This is a genomic window from Oceaniglobus sp. K40-3 (assembly GCF_055808395.1).
Window position 1 is genome coordinate 1,005,814 of the sequence record NZ_CM147868.1, and the last position, 20,759, is coordinate 1,026,572.

Sequence of the window (20,759 nt, forward strand, 5' to 3'; positions counted from 1 at the left end):
GGTGTCAAATACTGGAAATCCCAGGGCGTGGCATGAATCCGGGCGCTGTTGCCGATCAGGGCATTGCATCCGGCGCGGCCCTTCGCGTCGGTTTTCTTTCGAAAAAGGACAAGACATCATGACAGAGTTTCCGGGCAAAATTGGCCGCACGGTCGAGGATTCTACGCCGTGGTGGCCGTCGGATGCCACCGATGCCCCCCCCAATATCGTGACGATCCTGTTCGATGATACCGGTTTTGCTGATTTTGGTTGCTTTGGTTCAGAAATCAGGACGCCGCATATTGATGCGCTTGCCGCACGTGGATTGCGTTTCAACGGTTTTCATGTGACGCCGCTGTGTTCTCCGACGCGCGCATCGCTTTTGTCGGGAAAGAATCACCACAATGTCGGGATGCGCTGCCTTGCGGATTCCGATACCGGTTTCCCCAACGGGCGCGGGGTTGTGCGCAGGGATGTGCCCCTCTTGCCCGAGATGCTGCGTGAAAATGGGTTCGGCACCTATATGGTGGGAAAGTGGCACCTGACCCCGGCGCATGAGGTCACCCCCGCCGGCCCCTATGGGAACTGGCCCGTGTCCCGTGGGTTTGATCGCTATTATGGCTTTCTGGGCGGATGCACCGACCAATACACCCCGGAACTGATTCAGGATAATCACACCATCGACCCGCCCGGAACGGACGGCTATCACCTGAGCGAGGATCTGGCCGAGCGGGCAATCACCTATCTTCGTGATCACAGGGCCTTTCGGCGCAAGGCCCCGTTTTACCTGAATTTCTGTTTTGGCGCGACCCATGCGCCCATTCAGGTGCCACGCGAATACATCGACCCATATATTCCCGTTTTCGAAAAAGGCTGGGATCAGACCCGTCAGGATCGCCTTGAGCGCCAAAAGGAACTTGGGATCGTTCCCAAGAATACTGATCTGGTGCCACGCAATCCTGACGTTCCGGCCTGGGATGATCTGGATGCAGATGCCCAGCGTCTTTATACCCGGTTGCAGGCCGCCTATGCCGGTTTTCTGGAACATTCCGATGTTCAGATCGGTCGGGTTGTTGCCGAACTGAAACGCCTTGATCTTTTTGACAATACCATCATCCTGATAATGTCCGACAACGGCGCCAGCCGTGAAGGCGGCCCGCATGGTGCCGTTGATGTGAACGCGCCCTATTCGGGTATGCCCCAAAGCGTTGCCGAACAGATCGGGCGGATCGATGATATTGGCGGGCCGAATGGCCCGGCGCATTATCCCGAAGGCTGGGCGATGGCGGGGAACACGCCGTTCCGGCGGTACAAGCAATATGTCGAACTGGGGGGCGTTCGGTCATCGCTGGTGGTGTCATGGCCCATGGGGCTGCAAACCAAGGGGGATGAAATCCGCGATCAATTCCTGCACGCGGTCGATATCGCCCCGACACTGCTCGACATCATCGGCAATCGTGACGCGGCCACGTTCGACGGAGCCAGCTTTCGTGACGCGCTGACCGAACCGCAGGCCCCCGCACCCCGCAACACCCAGTATTGGGAAATGTTCGGGCGGCGTGCGATATTCCACGATGGTTGGAAGGCGGTTTCAGAGCATGAAAAAGGCGATGATTACGCCGCCGACACGTGGCGCCTTTACGATACGCGGAACGATTTTTCCGAATGCCACGACCTTGCGGCGCAACACCCCGAACGGCTCGCGTCGCTCAAGGATATCTGGTGGCAAGAGGCGGAAGCCAACGACGTCATGCCGCTTGATGATCGAACTCTTGTCGATATCATCGTCTTTCGGCAGCCAAACGGCCTCATGTCCGAAAAAGAGATCACCCTGTTCGCCGGTCAGGGGCATATTCCGCAACTCAGCATGGTAACATCGTCCGAACGCTCGATGAATATCACCGCACACCTCAACACCGATCAGGCGGGCGCAGAGGGTGTTCTTTTGTCCGCTGGTGACGATCTTGGCGGGTACAGTCTGTTTATCGACGACGGCAAGCTGGTGTTTGAACACATCTGGCGCAAAGACCATATTTCCGTATCCGGGGCGTTGGCCGGGCATGTGGAAAAATGCGGCGTGCGGATTGATGTCAAAGACGACCGGACGGCGAAGGCCACGCTTTTCTGTGGCGATCAGGATATTGCACAAGGCAGCATCCCCTGTGTTTCAGGCCATGTGTCTTTCTGGGGGCTGGATGTCGGCCGCGACAGCGCCCGCAAGGTGACGCATACCTACGAGGGGGAAAACACCTTTCCCGATGCCGCACTTGATAAGGTGGTCATGACGTTCTTTGATCCGGTGGATCAGGAGCTTCTGGCAGCGACACAGGTATCGATAGAATAAAAACCATTCGCGGGCGTTAAACCCTGACCCGTCCGCGCATCGCTGGCGGGTCAGGTTCTTTTGGCCCGCCAGGGTTCGATCAGATTGAATGTCGGTTGCGCTTCGGGCGTCCATTCCCAAGGCGGCGGGCATTCCAACCCGCTATAAAACTGTTCCAGTTTCGCCAACAGGTCCGGCGCGCCCGATGTCTCGCCCCCCATTCCCCGGCGCAGCGCAGTTTTCTGTCCGTCCCGGATCATGGAATCGGGGCCATATTCACACACCTGATAGGGTTTGATCGACGTCATCCCGTGGTTTGTAATGTCGATGGCCCGACCGGGCCGGGGCAGCCCGTCGGTTTCGTCGGTTTCGGCCCCGGCGACGGTGCGGATGGTTTGATAGAGATCCGTCAAATCACACAGCGCATCTGACCGCGCGCCCTCGGGCCACACACCCGGCCAGGACAGGATCATCGGGATACGGATGCTGTCGTCAAAGAAATTGAGCGGTATCGTTCCGTTGCCTTTGCCGAAAACGCCGTTCTGGCCCAGACACATCCCATGATCCGCAGTGTAAACGATCAACGTGTTTTCGCCTGCCACTTGTTGCAAGATCCGCCCGACGCCCCGGTCGATTTCGGCAACCGATGCGCGATACTGGGCTTGGGCTTCGGCAATGTCCCGACCGGGGGTAAAGTCCAGTTCGGCGTTGCGGGCGTGATATCCGTCCGGCACGGCGTCGGGTGGCGTTACATGGGTGCGGTTCGTGATGAATTCGTCAGGGTGCCCATCCCACGGGGAATGGGTGGCGTAATATCCGACATACAGAAAATACGGCCTGTCAGGGGCCTGCTGCGCAAGAAATTCAAGCGCGCCATCGGTGATCACATCGGTCAGAACGCCGTCTTTCCGCGCGATCGCTCCATCAAGGCTCAGCTCGTGTGAGCCTTGATGATGGATCGGATAGGCCCCGCTCAGGGCGTGCCAGAACGAAAATCCGGGGGCAGGTTCATAGTCGCGGCCAATGTGCCATTTGCCGCTCAGCCCGCAGGTATAACCCGAGCGTTGCAATTGCTGGGCAAGCGTGTCGAACCCGGCCAGCCAGTCGCGATCCTGATATTCGGGCCGTGACATGAGGAAATCGCGCACACCATGTTGTGACGGCATCAATCCGGTCTGCAATGATGCCCGCGCAGGCGAACAAACCGGCGTTGTCGTAAAGGCATTGTCCATGATCGTGCCAGACGCCGCGAGCCGCCGAAAGGTTCGGCGCCTCGATCCCCGTTGCACCATAGCACGGCAAGGCCCAGCGGGCATGGTCGTCGGTCTGAATAACGATGATATTCGGGGAGGGATTCCTGCGCATATGTGATTCCTCTCGCAACGGCATTCGATTCTGACAGCATCTTCAAATTATCGCAAAAGGCCAGGCCGCAGCAGATTTTAGCGCACATTTCCGAGCAAGCGCCGCGCCATGATACCCCGGTATCCGACATCTGGCCGCGCCTGAACATCGGGCCATTTTAACGGATCAGGGTGTTGATATCCGGGTCGAATTCCCACCGCAGCGCGTCGTCGGGCTGCGCGACATTCGCCCATTGGCGCAGAACATTCCGGTCGCGGGCGCGGGATACCATTTTGGTTTTTACCGCGGTCGGATCCCAACCATCCAACGCCATGGCACGCAATTTCGCGACAGTTTCGCGGCAATCCGGATCATTGGCGCGGTCGTGACGTTCTTGCGGGTCGTTGTGCAGATCGAACAACTGTTCTGGAAACCCATCGTGATAGATGTACTTCCACCCCTCGGACCGAACCATGCGCTGTAGTGTCCAGCGCCCGCCGGAATAGCCTTCGTCCGGGTCAACGCAATATTCCGACAGAACCGTGTTGCGCCAGCCCCCGGCGCGCCCCTGTGCCAGCGGCAGCAGGCTTTCCGCGTGGGAATTGGGCAGGGGATGCGTTTTGGCGGCATCAAGGAAGCTGGCCGAGACATTCAAAAGACTGACAGGTTCTGCCCGCCGTTCGCCCGGTGCGATCCGGCCCGGCCAACGCATGACCAGCGGCACCTTCGCAGACTCGTCGTACATCGTGTGCTTCCACCACAGACCGCGCTCTCCGAGATGATCACCATGGTCCGACGCATACACGACAAGCGTGTCGTTCCCGAGGTTCAACGCCTCAAGCCTCTCAAGGATCATTCCGATATGAAGATCCATCCGGCGCACAAGGGCATAATACGCGGTGCGCGATCTTTCGGCTTCTTCGCCGGTCACATCTTCGACCCGGCGGTTGGCGCGCCACCACTTTACCCATGGGTGCGGGGTATCTTCTGGCGCAAGGGCCGGAGGCGGCACGCGACCAGCAAAGCGATCATAATCGTCGGCCCCGGCAACATAAGGTGGATGGGGCAACATAAATCCAACCTGAAGGAAAAACGGCTGGTGGACCCCGGATTTGCGGCGTTCGTGAATTGCATCGAGGCGCGCAAGTGTCGCATCAAGGCTTGCCTCATCCAGGCTTTGATATGCGCTGTTTCCCTTCCCGCTGCGTTCAACGCTGATCCGGTTCGGACCGTGGGTCTTGCTGAGAATGCCCATGTTGTGGCGGGCGACGCCGGGCCAATTGGGCGAATGATCCCCGATATCCCGCTGGCCAAAGCCGCGATGTTGGTCCGGGCCAAGGGCGTGAAGGCGCCCAACGCTGATTGTATCATAACCGGCCGCGCTCAGGGCATGGGCATAGGTTGGCATGTCCGAAGGCAGCATGTCGTTGTTTGTCCAGATACCGGTGCTGTAAGGTGGGCGCCCGGTCAGCATTGCCATACGCGCCGGGCCACAGATCGGCGATGGGGTATAACAATTGTCGAATGCAACACCCTCGCGTGCCAACCGGTCCAGCGCGGGAGTTTCGGCAACCTGATCGCCATAGCACCCGGCGACCCGTTGGGCATGTTGGTCGGAAAATATGAACAGGATATCCGGTGGGTTTCCCATCATGCGCTCTCTGTGATTTTGGTTGCGAAAATGCTGGCCAGATTGTGGATATGAACGCACTCTCCGACCTTGATGGCGGATGTGACGGTGCCAATCACGATGCCGCTGCGCAGCAAACGCGCCCCTGTCGCGGCCTCGGCAAGCGCGATCTTGTGATAGCAGGGAATATTTTCAGCGGCGGCAATTGTCAGAGGGGCGCCCGGGCCAGAGATCAACACCCTATCCCCTGATCTGACGGACTGGGTCAGCACCGCAACTGTATCTTCGGCGTGCAGCCTGATGGCCTGCACTGTATTGGCTGTATCTGTCACAATGTCTCTCCGAAACGCGCGATAACCTCGTTGTCTTCGCCCAATATTTCACCAAACGTCAGGGCCCCCGAGCCAACCTCGACGATGCGCGCGATCAGGGCATCGGCGGTTGCATTCATCTGTTCGGGGTGGGACAGCGCGTTGGCGCAGCAAAAATCGAACTGAACCGGCAGTTTGCGCGCTGTTTCGGCGTTGGCAGTGATTTTGATCGTGGGGGCAAGGCCACTGACAAAGGAATTTCCGACACCAGAGGTAAACAGCGAAATCTGCGCGCCTGCCGCGACAAGGCCGGTCAGGGATTCAGGCGTATAGGACGGGCCATCCATGGCAGCCAGACCGGGGCCTGGCATATGCTCGCCATACTCCAGGAACGTGGTGATCGGGGCGCTTCCGGATTTGGCGACACTGCCGATCGCCTTGTCCTCGATGGTGGTAAGCCCCGACGCGATATTGGCGTCATTCGGGTTGTTCCCCACAAGGTCAAGCCCGACCTGGCGCGCCAGGGTTTCACGCCGCCGCACCGCATGGGCCAGTTGCGCGGCGATTTCAGGGGTTGCCGCGCGTTCGGCCAGATGCGCTTCGCATCCCAGCCACTCGGTTGTTTCGCCAAAAACCGCAGCGCCGCCATCGCCAATCAACCGATCCGTAACAAGGCCCAGCAATGGGTTGGCAACCAAGCCTGAGGTCGGGTCGGACATGCCGCATTCCAGTGCAATCAACAGATCGCTCCACGGGACCGGTTCGCGCAGTTGTCTGGAAATCTGCGACAGCAAGCCTGCGCCGGTTCGCACTGCGGTGGCGCGGAATTCCAAAGCATCGCGGTTTGTATCATCCAGTGACACAACGGCGACGGGCCGGTCATCGTCAGAGAGGCTTTCCAACAGATCCTGGGCTTTGCCACGGTGCGCGCTCAGGATCAGAACTGCGCCAACATTGGGATGGCGGGCCAGATTCTGAATGGTGGCGTTTACCGGTGCCTCGCCACGGCCATTGATTGCGGCCCCATGATCCATGGTGATCAACTGGCTTCCGATTAAATCGCGTGAAATCCGGCGTGCCGACGGCGCCGTCAGCCCCGTAATGTTCAGCACAAGAAGAACATTGCGAATTCCCGGCCGCCCCAAAGTGCGTCGGTAGCCATAAAATGTTGGGACCGCTGGATGTGTCACAGTTATATCCTTGATTGAGTACTTGATTGAGATATCAGTGGCATCGGATAAACAGCCCCAGAGGTTCCAACCTTTTTGCGCAACCAAGGATGACGTTCCGAATGACCGATGCAGTTCCGCCCAAGACCGTCACCTTGCGCAATGTGGCCCATGAACGTTTCATGGAGAAACTGAATGCAGGTGTGTTGAAGCCGGCACAGCTCGTATCCCAGCGCGAATTGTGCGCGCTGCTTGATGTTCCGATGGGCCCAATGCGCGAGTCGTTGAAACGGCTTGAAGGCGAGGGCATTGTCACCCTTATCCCGCAACGCGGAATCCGCATTCTGGACATCGACGAAAAAACGATCAACGACGCGTTTCAGATGCGCCTGATGGTCGAGATAGAGGCAGTGCGCGCCTATGCCGATCAACCAGACAAATCCGCAGCCATTGATTTGCGCGCGCGAACATGGGCCGCCGGCGAAAATGATACGGGGCAGGCGCCCCTGAACCTGGGCGAAATCAACGCGCGCACCGCGCTTGACCACGAAATGCACTGTCTGTTCATCAAGGCCCTCGACAACGCCTTTGCCGACGATCTGTTTGACCGCGTTCTTGGCCGCCTGCAACTGTCGCGGCTGGTGTTTCGGCTTCGGAACTATACCGACGACAGAGCAATCCGAGAGCATCTTGTTATCCTCGACTTTGTGATTGATGGCGACGCCGATTCTGCGGGGCAGGCGATGAAAACGCATCTGACCGCATCCTGGCGCCGTGCCCTTGGAAGCGCCGACTGACATCAGGGAAGGTTGACGCCAAGCCAGTAGGCAAAACAAAGCCACGTAAAACCGGTGGTCACGGCTGCAATTATGACGGCGATAGCGACGCTGCGCTTGGTGCGCTCCGGCATCAGATAGAGGTATCCCAGAAACAGAAACACCGGCGTCGCGGCAAGATAGCTCACCTGCAACAATAGAATATACCCGAGCAATCCGGCCATTCCGACCAGCACCAGTTGGGCGCTGCCTTCGGGAAAGACAGGCCCGGCCAAGGGGCGCGTCAGGGTGCGCACCATGGCCCAGACGGCCAATGCAGCGGTGAACACTCCGACAAACACTGGGAAGGTCCAGGCCGGTGGTTTGATCCCTGATGCCTCCCATGTCAGCGTCGCGCAAAAGACGATCACAAGGGCGAGCAGGGCCTTTTCAAGATGTGCTATCATTCCGATGCCTCCGTCGCGGTGGGTGTTCCGGCCCGCCGTGCCGCCCGTCTGTTTCGCAGCAGAACGAACAGTGGCGTTGCGATGGACAGCAGACACAGCACAACCAACACCAGCGAGATGGGCCTGAACACCATGGTCAGATAGCTGCCCTGAGCCTGCGCAATAAGAAGCGAACTGGTAAATTCACGTTCGGCAATCGGCCCGAGGATCAGACCCAGACCGATGGGCGCCGCTTCGATCCCGACCCTGCGAAAGGCATATCCCCCGATCCCCATTGCGGCCATGATGACAACACCAAACATCGAATTGGTGACGGAATACGCCCCGACGCAGGCAAAAACCAGAATGGTCGGCGCCAGATATGTCCGCGGAATACGCAGCACCAGCGTTGATATCCGAATGATGATGAAATAGCCCAGCGGCGCCAGAAGTATGCTTGAGATCAGCAGCCCGATCATGAACGACATCGCAACGCCCGAGCCGTCGGAAATCAGGTTCATGCCCGGTCGCATGCCAAACGACATCAACGCGCCAAGAATCACCGCAGCATTCACATTGCCCGGAATGCCCAGTGCCATCATCGGAATCAGGCTGCCGCCCACCATGGCGTTATTCGCAACTTCGGACGCAAGCACGCCTTCCACCCGGCCTTTGCCAAAGCTGGAGCTGTCGCGATCCCACCGACGGGTTTCGTTGTACGAGATGGTCGAGGCAATCGGCCCCCCCGCGCCGGGAAGCATCCCGATCACCACGCCAATCGCCGAGGACCGCAGCAGCACATCCCAACGCCGCCCCATGGTTCGCATGACCTTGCCCAATGCATCTTTTTGCGCACCGATTTCCGGCGCACGTCGATCACCGTCTTGTCCTGCAAGGCTGGACAAGACCTGTGCAACGCAAAACAGGCCCAACAGCGCCGGAATAAGATGAACACCCGAAATCAGCGCGGTTTGCCCGAATGTAAAACGGGGCATGCCCCAATATGGATCAATCCCGATCAGGCTGATCGCGATGCCAAGACCGCCGCCCACAAGACCCTTTATCATGTTGCCTTCGGACAGGGCTGCAATGGTCGTAAGCCCCAGAACAGTCAGCCAGAAATATTCCTGCGGGCCAAAGCGCAATGAAAACTCGGCCAATGCGCCGAAGGTAAACATCAGAACAAGAACGCCGACAGCCCCGCCAAAAACCGACCCGGCCAGGGCGGCGAGCAGGGCCTCTTTTGCGCGGCCTTGCAGGGTCATCGGGAAACCATCAAAGGTTGTGGGCAATGATGATGCCGTACCCGGAATATTCAGCAAGATGGCGGCGTTCGCGTCACCATACATCGCACCCATATAGATCGAGCCAAGCACGAGAAGCCCCATGAGCGGGTCCATGGGATAGACCACAGGCAACAACAAAGATATCGCCATAACCGAGCTGAACCCCGGCAACGCGCCAATGATCGCGCCAAAGACAGTCGCAAGGACAATCATCAGCAAGACCATCGGGTCCATCGCCGCAGCGATGCTTTCAGTAAGAGGCATTGAAGGTGGTCTCCCCGACCGTGGCGACCCAAACTATGGGTCGCCGTTGAAATGCAGGAATATCAGTCGATCAAGTCATACTTGCGCAGCAATGTCGTGGTGCTTTGCTCCATCGCCATGACGGCATCTTCCAGCGCGGCCCCATCCTGCCAGATCGCGCCCTGTCCCTGATCGGCCGAAGCAGAGATGAACCCTTCGCTTTGTGTGACCGATTTCAGATTTGTGCGCAGATAGGCCAGAACGTCATCCGGCAACCCCTTTGGGGCCACGATGATGCGGGCCGTGGACAGATCAATCGGGATGTCATTTTCGGCAAAGGTCGGAACGTCAGGTGTGAAATCCGAACGCTCTGCGGCCGTCACGGCAAGGGCGCGGCCGTTTTCCTGGCCGGTATAAAGACCCAGACCGATCAGCCCGGCGGTAACATGACCGCCCGCAATCCGCGCCACGGTGTTCGACCCGCCCTGTGTCGGAACAAGCGTCACCTGAATGCCCGCGTCTTCCATCATCTGCAAGGCCGCCAGATGCGCCGCCCCCATGGTGCCGGTGATTGCCAGGGTCATCGTGCCGGGCGCTTCTTTTGCAGCCGCCAGAAAATCGTCAAGGGTCTGGTAAGGGCTGTTTTCGGGAACCATCAAGACGATGGGGTCGGCGTTCACCCGCCCGATATAGTCAAAGCCGTCAAGCGCAAACGCGCCGGTCCCGGCCACCGGCTGCACCACCAGATTGGGCAGGTTCACAATGCCGATGGTATAGCCGTCGGGTTTGGCGCGGCTGATTTCCGCAGCCCCCACGGCACCGGCGGCGCCCGGTTGATATTGGAAGTTGAAGCTGTCACCGGTTTGTTCCTGCCAGAACCGGTCAACCGTTCTTGCCACACGGTCAGACCCACCGCCGGCGCTGAATGGCACGATCATTGTGATTTGATGATCCGGATACTCAGCAGCCGCTTGCGCCGCGCCGAACCCCAGCATGGCAACCGCCATTGCTGCGGACTTTATCAAACTTTTCATTTCAGTTCCCTCCCGTTTCGTGGCTTTGGTCTATGAATTCAGAATGATATCTCAAGTGACCACTTATCTGAGATATCAGTGCGATGAAACAAGCACAGACCCCAACTTTCTGTCAAGTGGTCTGATCTGGATCTTGCGGGTGTCGGGGCGTGATGCCGTTTAGGTTTCTTGAACTGCCCTGCAAAACAAGGGCTTGGCTGCGAATATGTTCACCCGTTTCCGTGCCTCGTTTGATGGCATGGCGGCAGAGAACCACGATGAAAGATGATGACCATCATCGAGATGCCGGGGGATAGCCTGAACAAAGCGGCGCTGGGCCGGTCCATTCCTGATACACGCTGTCAGACCTCAAACGTCGATGCCCTGGCCAGCCGCGCCTGCGTGTTTGACGATCACTATAGCGTTTCGGCTTGACCTTGAATCGCTTGTTCGTCGCCTTTCCCTTGGCCGAACGCGAAAAGCGATCTGTGATGTTTCAATGTAAGGTCGAGACGCTTTATATTGGCAGTCTGCCCGCCGCAGGATATTCACCGGGCGTCCGCAATTCATGGGGTATCCGTGGGGGCCGCTCTCGCCCGATGTGCCGGGGCTGGTGAAAACGACCGAGGAGATTTAGCCATGAACTCAGCAGCAAAAGGCGGCTGGAGCAGTGTAGCAGCGGGAAAGCCGGCGATGGGGCAAACGGGCGAACGCAGCCGGACCACGGCAATGAAGGCGTTTCGCAATTTCACCACCACGACCGGTGATGGCGACCCGGTACATTGTGAGGAAACGCTGGTGAAAACGACGCGGTCCGGCAAATTGATCGTGCAGGGCGGGGTGACGACCGGAATCCTCGATGCCTGTCCGGCCGACGATTTGTTGGGGCGGGGTGCCGTGTTTCTGAACACACACCTGAATTTCCGCAAGGCAGTGCGCAATGACAAACCTGTCTGTCAGCTTGCCGTTTCGGTGACTGACAGCGCGGGTGATGACTGTGTCGGCGGAACGGCGACAACCTATGCGATGCCGCGCGTCGATCTCTGAGTGTCCGCGCAATCCCACCATAAATGGCGCGTTCTGGCGCTGACGGGCCTGGGGCTGACCAATGACGCGCTGGCCTCAAGTCTTTTGTCGCTGGCGGTGTGCTCGGCGGGTGGCGGTGACGTTTCTGGTGCTTGTGCCCGGCCCCATCGTCGGGCTGGCGGCTAACGATAAAGGGAGAAATCAAGATGCGGGACAACCAAAGCGAAGACGAAAAGCGGCAGGAGATCATTGATTGTTGCCTGAAAATGAATGCCTCTGGGCTGAATCAAGGCACCTCCGGCAACATCAGTCTGCGCCATGGGGATGGGTTGCTGATCACCCCCACCAGCCGCGCCTATGACAGCCTGACACCGGGCGACATCACCTTTCTTGAGATGGATGGAACGGCGCACGGGCCATTCAAACCGTCGAGCGAGTGGCGCTTTCACCGCGACATCCTGCTGGCCCGCCCCGATGCCAACGCGGTGCTGCACGCCCATCCGACCTTTTGCACCACGCTGGCGATCATGGGCCGCGCCATCCCGCCGATTCACTATATGGTTGCCGTCTTTGGTGGCCCCGACATCCGCTGTGCGCCCTATGCGATCTATGGCTCGGCCGAACTGTCGCGCCTGGCCTTGCAGGCCATGGAGGGGCGCAAGGCCTGCCTGCTGGCCCATCACGGCATGATCGCCGCAGGCAGTGATCTGGCCCAGACATTTTGGTTGGCCGAAGAGTTGGAAACGCTGGCCCGCCAATATCACGGCTGCCTGCAACTGGGCGAACCGCCGCTGCTGAGCGAGGCCCAGATACAGGACGTCATCGACAAGATCGCAGGCTACGGCCTGAGTGACACGTAAACGAAAAGAACCCCATGACCCCTTGGACCCCAGAGGGGAACGAGGATGACATACATATGACTGATTCTATATCGGCGGCGCCTGGGGCGCCTTCCGTGGGGGCGATGCCCATGCGTTGATCAATCCCGCAACCGCAAAAGAAAATCGCCGATATCCCCACGGGCAGTACCCAAGATGTCGCGGCGCAGTGGGGGAATGCGTCCCGAGATTGCCATCGAGGCGCTGAGCGGGGTCTTGCCACCCTTTGTGCCGGAGACGGGCAGGTACAATTTTTCAGCGTTGTTTTGTGTGAGCGTTTTGTAGTTTTTGCCAATTGAATGTGACGCCGATGCCTGGGGTGTCTGGTGCGATGGCCAGGTGGTTTTCGACGACAAGGGGCCGGGTGGTGTATTCGTCGATAGGGAAGGAATGGACCTCGATCCAGCCGGGGTTCGGTTGGGCGGAAACGAGGCTGACGTGCAGTTCCTGCATCCCGTGCGAACAGACGGGGATATCGTGCCTGCGGGCAAGCCGGGCCACCTGCAACCATCCGGTGATCCCCCCACAGTTTGACGCGTCGGGCTGAACAAAGCCGAGCTGCGCATCGTCGAACGCATATTCAAATTCGTGGATCGTGTGCAGGTTTTCCCCCATGGCAAGGGGCATACCCGTGGCCCTGGCGATCTGGCCATAGCCCTTGTAATTGTCGGGGATCGTCGGTTCCTCGAACCATGTGATGTCATAGGGCGCAAAGGCATGGGCGGCGGTGATTGCCTGATCCACGCTCATTGAATAATTGGCATCGACCATGAATGCCACGTCCGGGCCGATCAGGCCGCGCACCGCCGCGATGCGGGCGATGTCTTCCTCCAGGGTGGGTTGGCCGATCTTGATCTTGATGCCGTCAAAGCCACGGTCCAGATAGCCCTGAATGCTGTTCAGCAGCTTGGGCAGGGGGAAATTCAGGTCGATCCCCCCGCATAGGCGCGGCAGCGGTCCGCCGTGCCGCCCGCCATGTCCCACAAGGGTTTTCCCGTTTGTTTGCCGCGAATATCCCACAGGGCGATATCCACCGCCGAAATCGCAAAGGATGCGACCCCGCCGCGCGCCACATAATGCACATGCCACTGCATTGCGTCGTAAAGGGCCTCGACCGCGGTTGCGTCCTGTCCGATCAGGAACGGCGCAAGGTCATGGTCGATCATCGCGGCAATGGCCCGCCCGCCCTTGCCACCGGTATAGGTGTATCCGGTGCCTTCGGTTCCGTCGGCAAGCCGGATGGTTGCCGTGATCAGTTCGAAATGCGTATGATCGCCGTGTTTGGCATCGGACAGGACTTCGGCCAGGGGGACATGAAACAGTTGAACCGTGATATCCGCGATCCGGTGTCGGTCGGTTGTGGTGTGGTTTTGCGCCATGAAAGTTCCCCTGTTGCGTCTTTTGTACGCCCATAATGGGCGCTCCGAAAGGTTTATATGCGTATATTCCAAAGTTGAATCGTATATTCCTGTATTTCGTCGTACCAAAGTAAAGATGATGCTCACAAATCGCATTCCCCGGGGGTTTCAGTGTATGCAGGATGGATGATTCCCGTCAGCGGTATGAAGGAGGGGCAGGTGGACATGCAGGATCGCAAAGGCCGGGCGGCGGATCTCGTGGTCACGACCATCGAAAGCCGGATTCACGCCGGCATTCTGGCAGACGGCACCCCCCTGCCGCCGGAACGGGATCTGATGGAGGAATTCGGCATCAGCCGCACCGTGGTCCGCGAGGCGGTGCGCCTCTTGTCGTCGCGCGGGCTGGTCGAGGCCCTGCCGCGCCACCGCCCTGTCGTGCGCACGCCGGGGTTTGATACGGCGGTCGATGCGGTAAGCAGCATCGTCACCCATCTTCTGGGCCAGCAGGGCGGGGTGAAAAACCTGTTCGACACCCGCGTTCTGCTGGAAACCTCGCTGGCCCGGCAGGCGGCGGCCAATGGGACAAAGGATGATATCGCCGCGCTGAAACAGGCGCTGGAAATCAACGGCGCGGCCATTGATGACAGCGATCTGTTTTATCAGACCGACACGGCGTTTCATTCGGTGCTGTATCAGATCACCGGCAACCCCGTTCTTGTGGCGCTCCACAAGGCCTATACCACCTGGCTTGCGCCGCAATGGTCGCAGATGCCGCGGTTGCAGGACCGCAACCGCGACAATTATCAGGCCCATCTGGACATTTTCGACGCCATCCTCATGCGCGATCCAGATGCCGCCGAAACCGCCATGCGCCGCCATCTCGACAAGGCGTGGAAACACGTCAGCGAAACCTTCGGCGACATCTGAGGCGCATCAGTATCTCTGATAAACGGTGCGCTTCTGCAAATACCCCTCAATACCATAAACCCCATCCTCACCCCCCACACCGCTCAACTTGTGCCCATTGTGATACCCCTGAACATTCCCCGCGATCCCAGAGTTCAGAAAGATCGTTCCGGTTTCCAACCGCTGGATTGCATCCATGTAAACCGAAGGGTTCCGGGTCCAGAGATAGGCCGACAGACCATCCGGGCGGGCGTTGGCAATCGCCAATGCCTCTTCGTAATCCGCAACCTGTACGATGGGCAGGACCGGGCCAAAGATTTCCTCGCGAACGGCGGCGGTTTCCGGGGTTGCATTGATCAGGACTGTCGGCTCAAACCAGTTGCCTGTCTTGAACGCCGCGCCCTCGGGGCGCTTGCCCCCCAGTGCGATCTTTGCGCCACTCGCCACGGAATCGGCGACGATCTGTTCCACCCTGTCCCGTGCACCCGGCGTCGTGATCGGCCCCATGCCGCCGTTGGTCATGGGATCGCCAAGCGAGATTCTGGCGGCATGGGCCAACAGCTTTTGCGTGAAGTCATCCGCCACGGCCGCTTCGACCAGCACCGATTCGCTACAGATGCAAACCTGCCCGGCATTGGCAAAACGGGCGGTGGCACAGGCCTCGGCGGCGGCGTCGATATCGGCGTCTTTCAGCACGATGAACGGCGCACTGCCACCCAGCTCCAGCGAAAGCGCGGTAATGTTTTTGGCCGACGCTTCCGCAATCATCTGCCCGGCGCGGATTGATCCGGTGAGGGTGATCATCCGCACGATCGGGCTTTCGACCAGGGGCGCGCCGACATCGGTGCCGGTGCCGGTCAGCATGTTGATCACCCCGGCAGGCAGGCCCGCCTCTTGGACGATCCGGCAGAACACCGATGCGGTCACCGGCGTTGCCTCGTGAGGTTTGAGGATCATCGTATTGCCGGTGACCAGGGCAGGCCCGGCTTTGCGCCCGATCAGGGCAAGGGGGTAATTGTACGCACACAAGCCCAGGGTCACGCCGTAAGGTACCTTGTAAATGAACAATTGTTCGCGTGGATTGTCGGACGGAAAGATATCGCCGCGCAGCCGGCGCGCGGCCTCGGCGGCATAGGTGAAATAGCGGATGGTATCATCCACCTCGCCCGCTGCTTCGGCGCGGGGTTTGCCCTGTTCCTTGACCAGCAGTTCCTCGAACAGGGCGCGCTCGGCCTCGATCCCGGCGGCGATTTTGTAGATATAGGCGGCGCGTTCCACGGGCGGCAGCATCTGCCATGTCTTTTGCGCACGCTGCGAACTTTCCAGTGCGCGCATCGCTTCGGCGCTGCCACAGGCGGGCACTTCGGCCCAGACCTCGCCCGTTGCCGGGTTCTGAACCGACATGCGCGCGCCGTCCGACGCTTCGACCCATTGATTGTCGATGAAACTTTTATAGAGCACTGTATTCTCCTTCAGGGGGCAGAGGGATCAATGCACGCGGCTGGCACCGGCCATATCCGCAAGCATCTGATCCTTGTCGAAGTTCGGATAGGCGTATTCCGCAACGCTCTGGCCCTGATACAGGGTCAGCACCCGATCCCCGAGCATGATGACCTCGTCGATTTCGTAAGACAGCACCAGAATACCAACGCCGCGTCCGGCCAGATCCTCGATGATGCGATAGATGTCGGCCTTGGCGTGAACGTCGATGCCACGGGTGGGTTCCAGCAGGATCAGCAGTTTCAGATCCTCATCCAGCCAGCGCGAGAAACAGATCTTTTGCTTGTTGCCACCAGACAGAAACCGGATTTCCTGATCGGGCGAGGATGCTTTGGTCGAGGTATCGCGGATCGCCTTGCTGACCACCGCGTCAATCGCGCGGGCATCAATCACGCCGCCGCGTACCGCCTTTTCCAGAAACGGCAGGGCAATGTTGTCACGCACCGACAGGGGCGGCAGGATGCCGTTCTTGTCGCGGTTTTCAGTCACCAACCCCATGCCTTGATGCACTGCAACAGCAGGGCCGCGCCCGGGTTTCAGGACGTGCCCCTGATAGGTGACAGTGCCGGAATATTCGCCATCGAGACCAAAGATCGCCTTGGCCAGGTCCGGCGCGCCACAGCCCCGCAACCCGGTCATCACGACGATTTCACCGGGGCGCACATCCAGCGTGACGTTGTCATAGGCGCCCGGTTTGGACAGGCCGTTTACCGACAGGATCGGCGTGCCTGACACCTCTTTGGCGGGTTTCACGAATTGCTCAAGCGCCTTGCCGGTCATCGATTGAATAACGTGTTCCTCTGATGTGTCGGCGGTGCGTTCCGACAAAACGACCACCCCATCACGCATGACCGTCACCTGTTCGGCGATGCCGAAAATCTCGGGCATGTGGTGCGAGATATAGATGATGGCGATGCCTTCGGCCTTCATCCGGGCGATGAACTGAAACAGGCGGTCCTTGTCTTCCTCGGACAGGGCCGAGGTGGGTTCATCCATCACGATCAGCCAACTGTTGGACATGAGCGCGCGGATAATCTCGACGATCTGCTTTTCCCCTGAATTCAATTCGCGCACCGGGCGATTGGGGTTCAGGGTCAGGCCGAACCGGTCCAGCTGGATTTTCACCTGACGGGCCATTTCACGTTTATCAAGGAACGGTGAATTGCCGCGCTTCAACTCGCGCCCCAGAAAGATGTTTGCCGCAACGGTCAACTCGTTGATCAGCGACAATTCCTGATGGATCATCGAAATTCCCGCGGCGCCTGCATCGGCGGGTGCGTTGATTTCGATGGGCGTGCCGTTCTTTTCGATCACCCCTTCATCGGCGGAATACACCCCGCCCAATACCTTCATCAGGGTCGATTTGCCCGCGCCGTTCAACCCGACCAGCGCGTGAACCTCGCCTGCGACACAAGTGAAATCAACGTTGTCCAACGCGCGGGTAGAGAAAAAGCTTTTGCCCATCCCCTTCATGTCGATCCGGTTGGTCATGCTGTTTTCCCCCGCTGTGTAAAGTTGTCCAGAACCACGACGCCCAACAGGATCGCCCCCTTGATCAGGCTTTGCAGGTAAGGGTTGGTGCCCGTCAGCACGAGGCCGTTGATGATGATCCCGTAAAGCAGCACCCCGAGGATGGTGCCGAGCAATCGGCCCCGCCCGCCGAACAGCGAGGTTCCGCCAAGGATCACCGCCGTGATCGCGTCAAACTCAAGGTAAAGCCCGGCCCAGGGTTGCCCCGAAGACACGCGCCCCACGGTGATGATCGCCGACAATCCGGCCAATGCGCCGGACAGGACGTATATCCACACAAGGGTGCGTTCGGGGCGCCGCCCCAGCACAAAGGCCGTGGCAAAGTTGGACCCCGCCGCATAGACGTCGCGCCCGAAGGTGGTTTTATACAGCAGCACCGACAGGGCGAAAAAGACCAGCGCGACAAAGGGAATGACCACGGGCATGTTGCCCCAGCTGACCCCGCCCAGCCACAGGAAGGTGTCGTTCGTCACGTTGATCGACGTCGCGTTGTAGATCACCAATGCCAACCCGCGCGCCAATGCATAGGTGGCCAGCGTGACCATGAACGCCGAAAGTTTCAGGCGCCCGATAAAGAACCCGTTGACCGCACCAATGGCCATGCCCGCAAGGATTGCCGCGCCGAACCCCACAAGCGCGCTGCCGGTCGTGGTCAGGGCAATCACTCCGACACCCCCGGCAAAGGCGACATTGGACCCGACACTCAGGTCGATGCCACCGGTCAGCATGATGAACGTCATGCCCATGGACAGTAGGAACAGAACCGAGATCGAGCGCAGCAGGATGCCGAGGTTCGTCAGGGAATAGAAGTTGTCATTGGCGATGCTGAACCCGATTGACGCCACCGCGATCAATCCGACCAACACGAGATAGCGCAAAGCGAGGCTATCAATCGACTTTTTCGGTGCGCCGACGCCATTTGCCGTTGTGCTTGCCATCTTCATCCTCCCTGACGGCCCATGGGCCACCGGCACCCTTTGGGCACCGGTGGCAGGTTCATTTTACTTGACGGATTCGGGGCCGAATTCGAGATAGCCCTTGGCGGCCACCTCCAATGCCTGATCCACGTCATACACTTCGACATCTGCCGGGAAACCGTTTGCGACCGCCTTTTCGTGGTTGGCCTTGGTCATAACCAGCGGCGTGAAGAAATCATAAACCTTGTCGAGGGTTTCGCCCTTGTGGATGCGATAGGCCATCTGAACAAAATTCCACCCTTCGCGGGTGCCCGACAGCAGGACATCGGCCATCACCGGCCCATCTTTCATCTGTTGCAGGATCGGGATGTCGCCATCATAGCCAAAGAACTGAAGATCACTGTTGCCGCTGTTGGCCGCAATGGCGATCGACGGATACATATAGCCATCGGTCACGCCCGAAATCGCGTTCAGATCGGGGAATTGGGTCATCCAGTTTTCGGCAATTTCCTGTGCCTTTACGGTGTCCCAATCGGCGGGCTGTTCGGCCACCACGTCGACGTTATCGCAGGTGTTGATCCCTTTCAGGATACCCTCGCGCCGCGCCTCGCCCGAGGGGTTGCCCGCCTGACCCAACATGACGCCAACCTTATAGGGTTTGCCGCCGGACAGCGCGCAGATGGCCATGCCCTGATTGGTGCCGTTCACCACATCGCCGAGGGTAAAGCTGTAATCGGCGCTTTCCATGGGGGAATGCACGGCGATCCAGGTGATGCCGGCTGCCTGTGCCTTGGCCACCAGCGGGGCAAAGGCATCGACGTTGATGGCGTTCACGAACATTACATCGGGGTGTTCGTTGATTGTCACCTCGGTCTGCTGGATCATCTTTTCCAAAGACCCTTCCGCCGACAGCCAGCGCCCGGTGATTTTCACATCGTCAAAGGCCTTGTCATAGGCGGCGATGGCGTCTTCAAAACCAGTCAGCCAGGCCACATGATAAGGCGCGACGTGGCCGTCGTTGATAAAGACGATATCCAGTTTATCGTCTGCGGCAAGGGCCGCGCCCGCGCCAAACAGGGTTGCAAGTGCGGTGGTTGCCACAAGGCGTGGTGTCAGCTTCATTGGGATTCTCCTCCAGGTTTGTCCAATGTCGTATTTGGTTGTTGTCCGCTTAATGGGCCTCGGCCTGTCGCGATTGCCAAAGCACCCAGTTCGCACCCAGTGCCGCCAGAATGACGGCGCCTTTGAACACTTGATGCCAGACGTCCTCGACGTTCAGCAGATTCAGGGAATTGTTGATCACGCCGATAAACAGCAGCCCCCAAAAGGCACCGCCGATGGTGCCCCGCCCGCCCAAAATCAACGTTCCGCCAATGATGATCGCCGCGATCCCGTCCAGCAGCAGGCCGTTGCCATCAAGGCCCGGTTGAACGAACCCCATGCGCGTGGACAGCATGACGCCGGCAAAACCGCTGCACAGGGCGGAAAACATGAAGATGCCGATTTTCACCCGGTCGACGTTGATGCCTGCCAGTTTGGCGTTTTCTTCGCTGTTGCCGATGGCCACGATATAGGCGCCCCAGCGGGTGTGATTGTAAACGATATAGGCCAGCACAAACAGCGCGACGAGAAACAGGAACGACAGGTAGAAGCCCATGAATTTCTCGGACCCCACAAAGCGGAAAAAGCCGCCCATCAGGAATATCTGTTGCCCGCGCGGGATGATCAGCCCGGACAGCCCCTGCGCCATGAACAGCATCGACAGGGTTACGATAAAGGCGGGCAGTTTCAGTTTGGCCACCAGAACGCCGTTGAAAAACCCGACGGCCAGCGATGCGACGATAACCGCCCCGATCCCCACACCGACGCCCCCCGTGGCGCCGAAACACACGCCCAGCAGGATCGCGAACAGGACCGATCCCATGCCCATGGACAGGTCGATATTGCCCGACACCACGACAAAGAACTGCCCCAGCGCGATCAGCCCGATGGGCACGATTTGCCGTGAAATGGCCGACATGTTGTCAACGCTCAGAAACCGCGGGCTGATCATGTAAAAAATCAGACACAGGGCAATCGTGACAAAGATGATGTTCTTCTCTCGCAGAAGTTTTCCGATATCAGGCATGTGCTCCCCCGCTGCGC

General features: G+C 59.1%; 20 protein-coding genes. 6 read left to right on the plus strand and 14 right to left on the minus strand.

Annotated features, from left to right (window positions below; genetic code table 11):
* The first annotated feature begins 118 nt into the window (after positions 1–118).
* A complete protein-coding gene (locus AC0L7P_RS05190; protein ID WP_473434764.1) occupies positions 119–2,323 on the plus strand; it encodes an arylsulfatase in 2,205 nt (734 codons plus the stop codon).
* A 50-nt stretch (positions 2,324–2,373) separates the two neighbouring features.
* Here the strand turns inward: AC0L7P_RS05190 and AC0L7P_RS05195 are convergent, their stop codons facing one another.
* The 4 genes from AC0L7P_RS05195 to AC0L7P_RS05210 all read right to left on the minus strand — a co-directional run bounded on the left by AC0L7P_RS05195 (position 2,374) and on the right by AC0L7P_RS05210 (position 6,777).
* Positions 2,374–3,618, minus strand: a complete 1,245-nt coding sequence (locus AC0L7P_RS05195) for a sulfatase-like hydrolase/transferase (protein WP_473434765.1) — start codon at positions 3,616–3,618, stop codon at positions 2,374–2,376.
* A 206-nt stretch (positions 3,619–3,824) separates the two neighbouring features.
* Positions 3,825–5,300, minus strand: coding sequence for a sulfatase family protein (locus tag AC0L7P_RS05200; protein ID WP_473434766.1), 1,476 nt, complete (start codon positions 5,298–5,300; stop codon positions 3,825–3,827).
* The gene (locus tag AC0L7P_RS05205) at positions 5,297–5,608 is read right to left on the minus strand and encodes a UxaA family hydrolase (RefSeq protein ID WP_473434767.1); all 312 of its coding nucleotides are present in this window, start codon (positions 5,606–5,608) and stop codon (positions 5,297–5,299) included. The genes AC0L7P_RS05200 and AC0L7P_RS05205 overlap by 4 nt, the downstream gene beginning before the upstream one ends.
* Positions 5,605–6,777 carry a UxaA family hydrolase gene (locus AC0L7P_RS05210; protein WP_473434768.1) on the minus strand — a complete coding sequence of 391 codons (1,173 nt, stop codon included), beginning with the start codon at positions 6,775–6,777 and terminating at the stop codon, positions 5,605–5,607. The genes AC0L7P_RS05205 and AC0L7P_RS05210 overlap by 4 nt, the downstream gene beginning before the upstream one ends.
* A gap of 101 nt (positions 6,778–6,878) precedes the next feature.
* Between AC0L7P_RS05210 and AC0L7P_RS05215 the strand changes: the two genes are divergently transcribed.
* Positions 6,879–7,553 carry a GntR family transcriptional regulator gene (locus AC0L7P_RS05215; RefSeq protein WP_473434769.1) on the plus strand — a complete coding sequence of 225 codons (675 nt, stop codon included), beginning with the start codon at positions 6,879–6,881 and terminating at the stop codon, positions 7,551–7,553.
* Positions 7,554–7,555: 2 nt separating this feature from the next.
* On the opposite strand, the gene AC0L7P_RS05220 is transcribed toward AC0L7P_RS05215, so the two are convergent.
* The 3 genes from AC0L7P_RS05220 to AC0L7P_RS05230 all read right to left on the minus strand — a co-directional run bounded on the left by AC0L7P_RS05220 (position 7,556) and on the right by AC0L7P_RS05230 (position 10,520).
* A complete protein-coding gene (locus tag AC0L7P_RS05220) occupies positions 7,556–7,978 on the minus strand; it encodes a tripartite tricarboxylate transporter TctB family protein (protein ID WP_473434770.1) in 423 nt (140 codons plus the stop codon).
* Positions 7,975–9,507 carry a tripartite tricarboxylate transporter permease gene (locus AC0L7P_RS05225; RefSeq protein ID WP_473434771.1) on the minus strand — a complete coding sequence of 511 codons (1,533 nt, stop codon included), beginning with the start codon at positions 9,505–9,507 and terminating at the stop codon, positions 7,975–7,977. The genes AC0L7P_RS05220 and AC0L7P_RS05225 overlap by 4 nt, the downstream gene beginning before the upstream one ends.
* A gap of 62 nt (positions 9,508–9,569) precedes the next feature.
* On the minus strand, positions 9,570–10,520 hold the full coding sequence (locus AC0L7P_RS05230; RefSeq protein ID WP_473434772.1) for a Bug family tripartite tricarboxylate transporter substrate binding protein: 951 nt from the start codon (positions 10,518–10,520) through the stop codon (positions 9,570–9,572).
* 264 nt (positions 10,521–10,784) lie between these two features.
* Between AC0L7P_RS05230 and AC0L7P_RS05235 the strand changes: the two genes are divergently transcribed.
* The 3 genes from AC0L7P_RS05235 to AC0L7P_RS05245 all read left to right on the plus strand — a co-directional run bounded on the left by AC0L7P_RS05235 (position 10,785) and on the right by AC0L7P_RS05245 (position 12,385).
* Positions 10,785–10,934: a hypothetical protein gene (locus AC0L7P_RS05235; protein WP_473434773.1), complete on the plus strand. Its 150-nt coding sequence runs from the start codon at positions 10,785–10,787 to the stop codon at positions 10,932–10,934.
* Between the two features lie 204 nt (positions 10,935–11,138).
* On the plus strand, positions 11,139–11,546 hold the full coding sequence (locus tag AC0L7P_RS05240) for a MaoC/PaaZ C-terminal domain-containing protein (protein ID WP_473434774.1): 408 nt from the start codon (positions 11,139–11,141) through the stop codon (positions 11,544–11,546).
* Between the two features lie 185 nt (positions 11,547–11,731).
* Positions 11,732–12,385, plus strand: a complete 654-nt coding sequence (locus AC0L7P_RS05245) for a class II aldolase/adducin family protein (protein WP_473434775.1) — start codon at positions 11,732–11,734, stop codon at positions 12,383–12,385.
* 273 nt (positions 12,386–12,658) lie between these two features.
* Here AC0L7P_RS05245 and AC0L7P_RS05250 read toward each other — a convergent pair whose 3' ends face one another.
* Both AC0L7P_RS05250 and AC0L7P_RS05255 read right to left on the minus strand, forming a co-directional pair.
* Complete coding sequence (locus AC0L7P_RS05250; protein WP_473434776.1) at positions 12,659–13,387, minus strand: mandelate racemase/muconate lactonizing enzyme family protein; 729 nt, start codon at positions 13,385–13,387, stop codon at positions 12,659–12,661.
* A complete protein-coding gene (locus AC0L7P_RS05255) occupies positions 13,327–13,782 on the minus strand; it encodes a hypothetical protein (RefSeq protein ID WP_473434777.1) in 456 nt (151 codons plus the stop codon). Before AC0L7P_RS05255 ends, AC0L7P_RS05250 begins: the two co-directional genes overlap by 61 nt.
* A gap of 204 nt (positions 13,783–13,986) precedes the next feature.
* Here AC0L7P_RS05255 and AC0L7P_RS05260 point away from each other — a divergent pair, with 204 nt between their 5' ends.
* Positions 13,987–14,688, plus strand: a complete 702-nt coding sequence (locus tag AC0L7P_RS05260; protein WP_473435403.1) for a FadR/GntR family transcriptional regulator — start codon at positions 13,987–13,989, stop codon at positions 14,686–14,688.
* A gap of 6 nt (positions 14,689–14,694) precedes the next feature.
* Here AC0L7P_RS05260 and AC0L7P_RS05265 read toward each other — a convergent pair whose 3' ends face one another.
* The 5 genes from AC0L7P_RS05265 to AC0L7P_RS05285 form a co-directional block, all read right to left on the minus strand.
* A complete protein-coding gene (locus tag AC0L7P_RS05265; protein WP_473434778.1) occupies positions 14,695–16,128 on the minus strand; it encodes an aldehyde dehydrogenase family protein in 1,434 nt (477 codons plus the stop codon).
* A 27-nt stretch (positions 16,129–16,155) separates the two neighbouring features.
* The gene (locus tag AC0L7P_RS05270) at positions 16,156–17,658 is read right to left on the minus strand and encodes a sugar ABC transporter ATP-binding protein (protein ID WP_473434779.1); all 1,503 of its coding nucleotides are present in this window, start codon (positions 17,656–17,658) and stop codon (positions 16,156–16,158) included.
* Positions 17,655–18,635 (minus strand): ABC transporter permease, encoded by a 981-nt coding sequence (locus AC0L7P_RS05275; RefSeq protein ID WP_473434780.1) that lies wholly within the window; start codon positions 18,633–18,635, stop codon positions 17,655–17,657. The genes AC0L7P_RS05270 and AC0L7P_RS05275 overlap by 4 nt, the downstream gene beginning before the upstream one ends.
* Before the next feature lie 63 nt (positions 18,636–18,698).
* Positions 18,699–19,736: a sugar ABC transporter substrate-binding protein gene (locus AC0L7P_RS05280; RefSeq protein WP_473434781.1), complete on the minus strand. Its 1,038-nt coding sequence runs from the start codon at positions 19,734–19,736 to the stop codon at positions 18,699–18,701.
* 49 nt (positions 19,737–19,785) lie between these two features.
* Positions 19,786–20,742 carry an ABC transporter permease gene (locus AC0L7P_RS05285; RefSeq protein WP_473434782.1) on the minus strand — a complete coding sequence of 319 codons (957 nt, stop codon included), beginning with the start codon at positions 20,740–20,742 and terminating at the stop codon, positions 19,786–19,788.
* Positions 20,743–20,759: the final 17 nt, after the last annotated feature.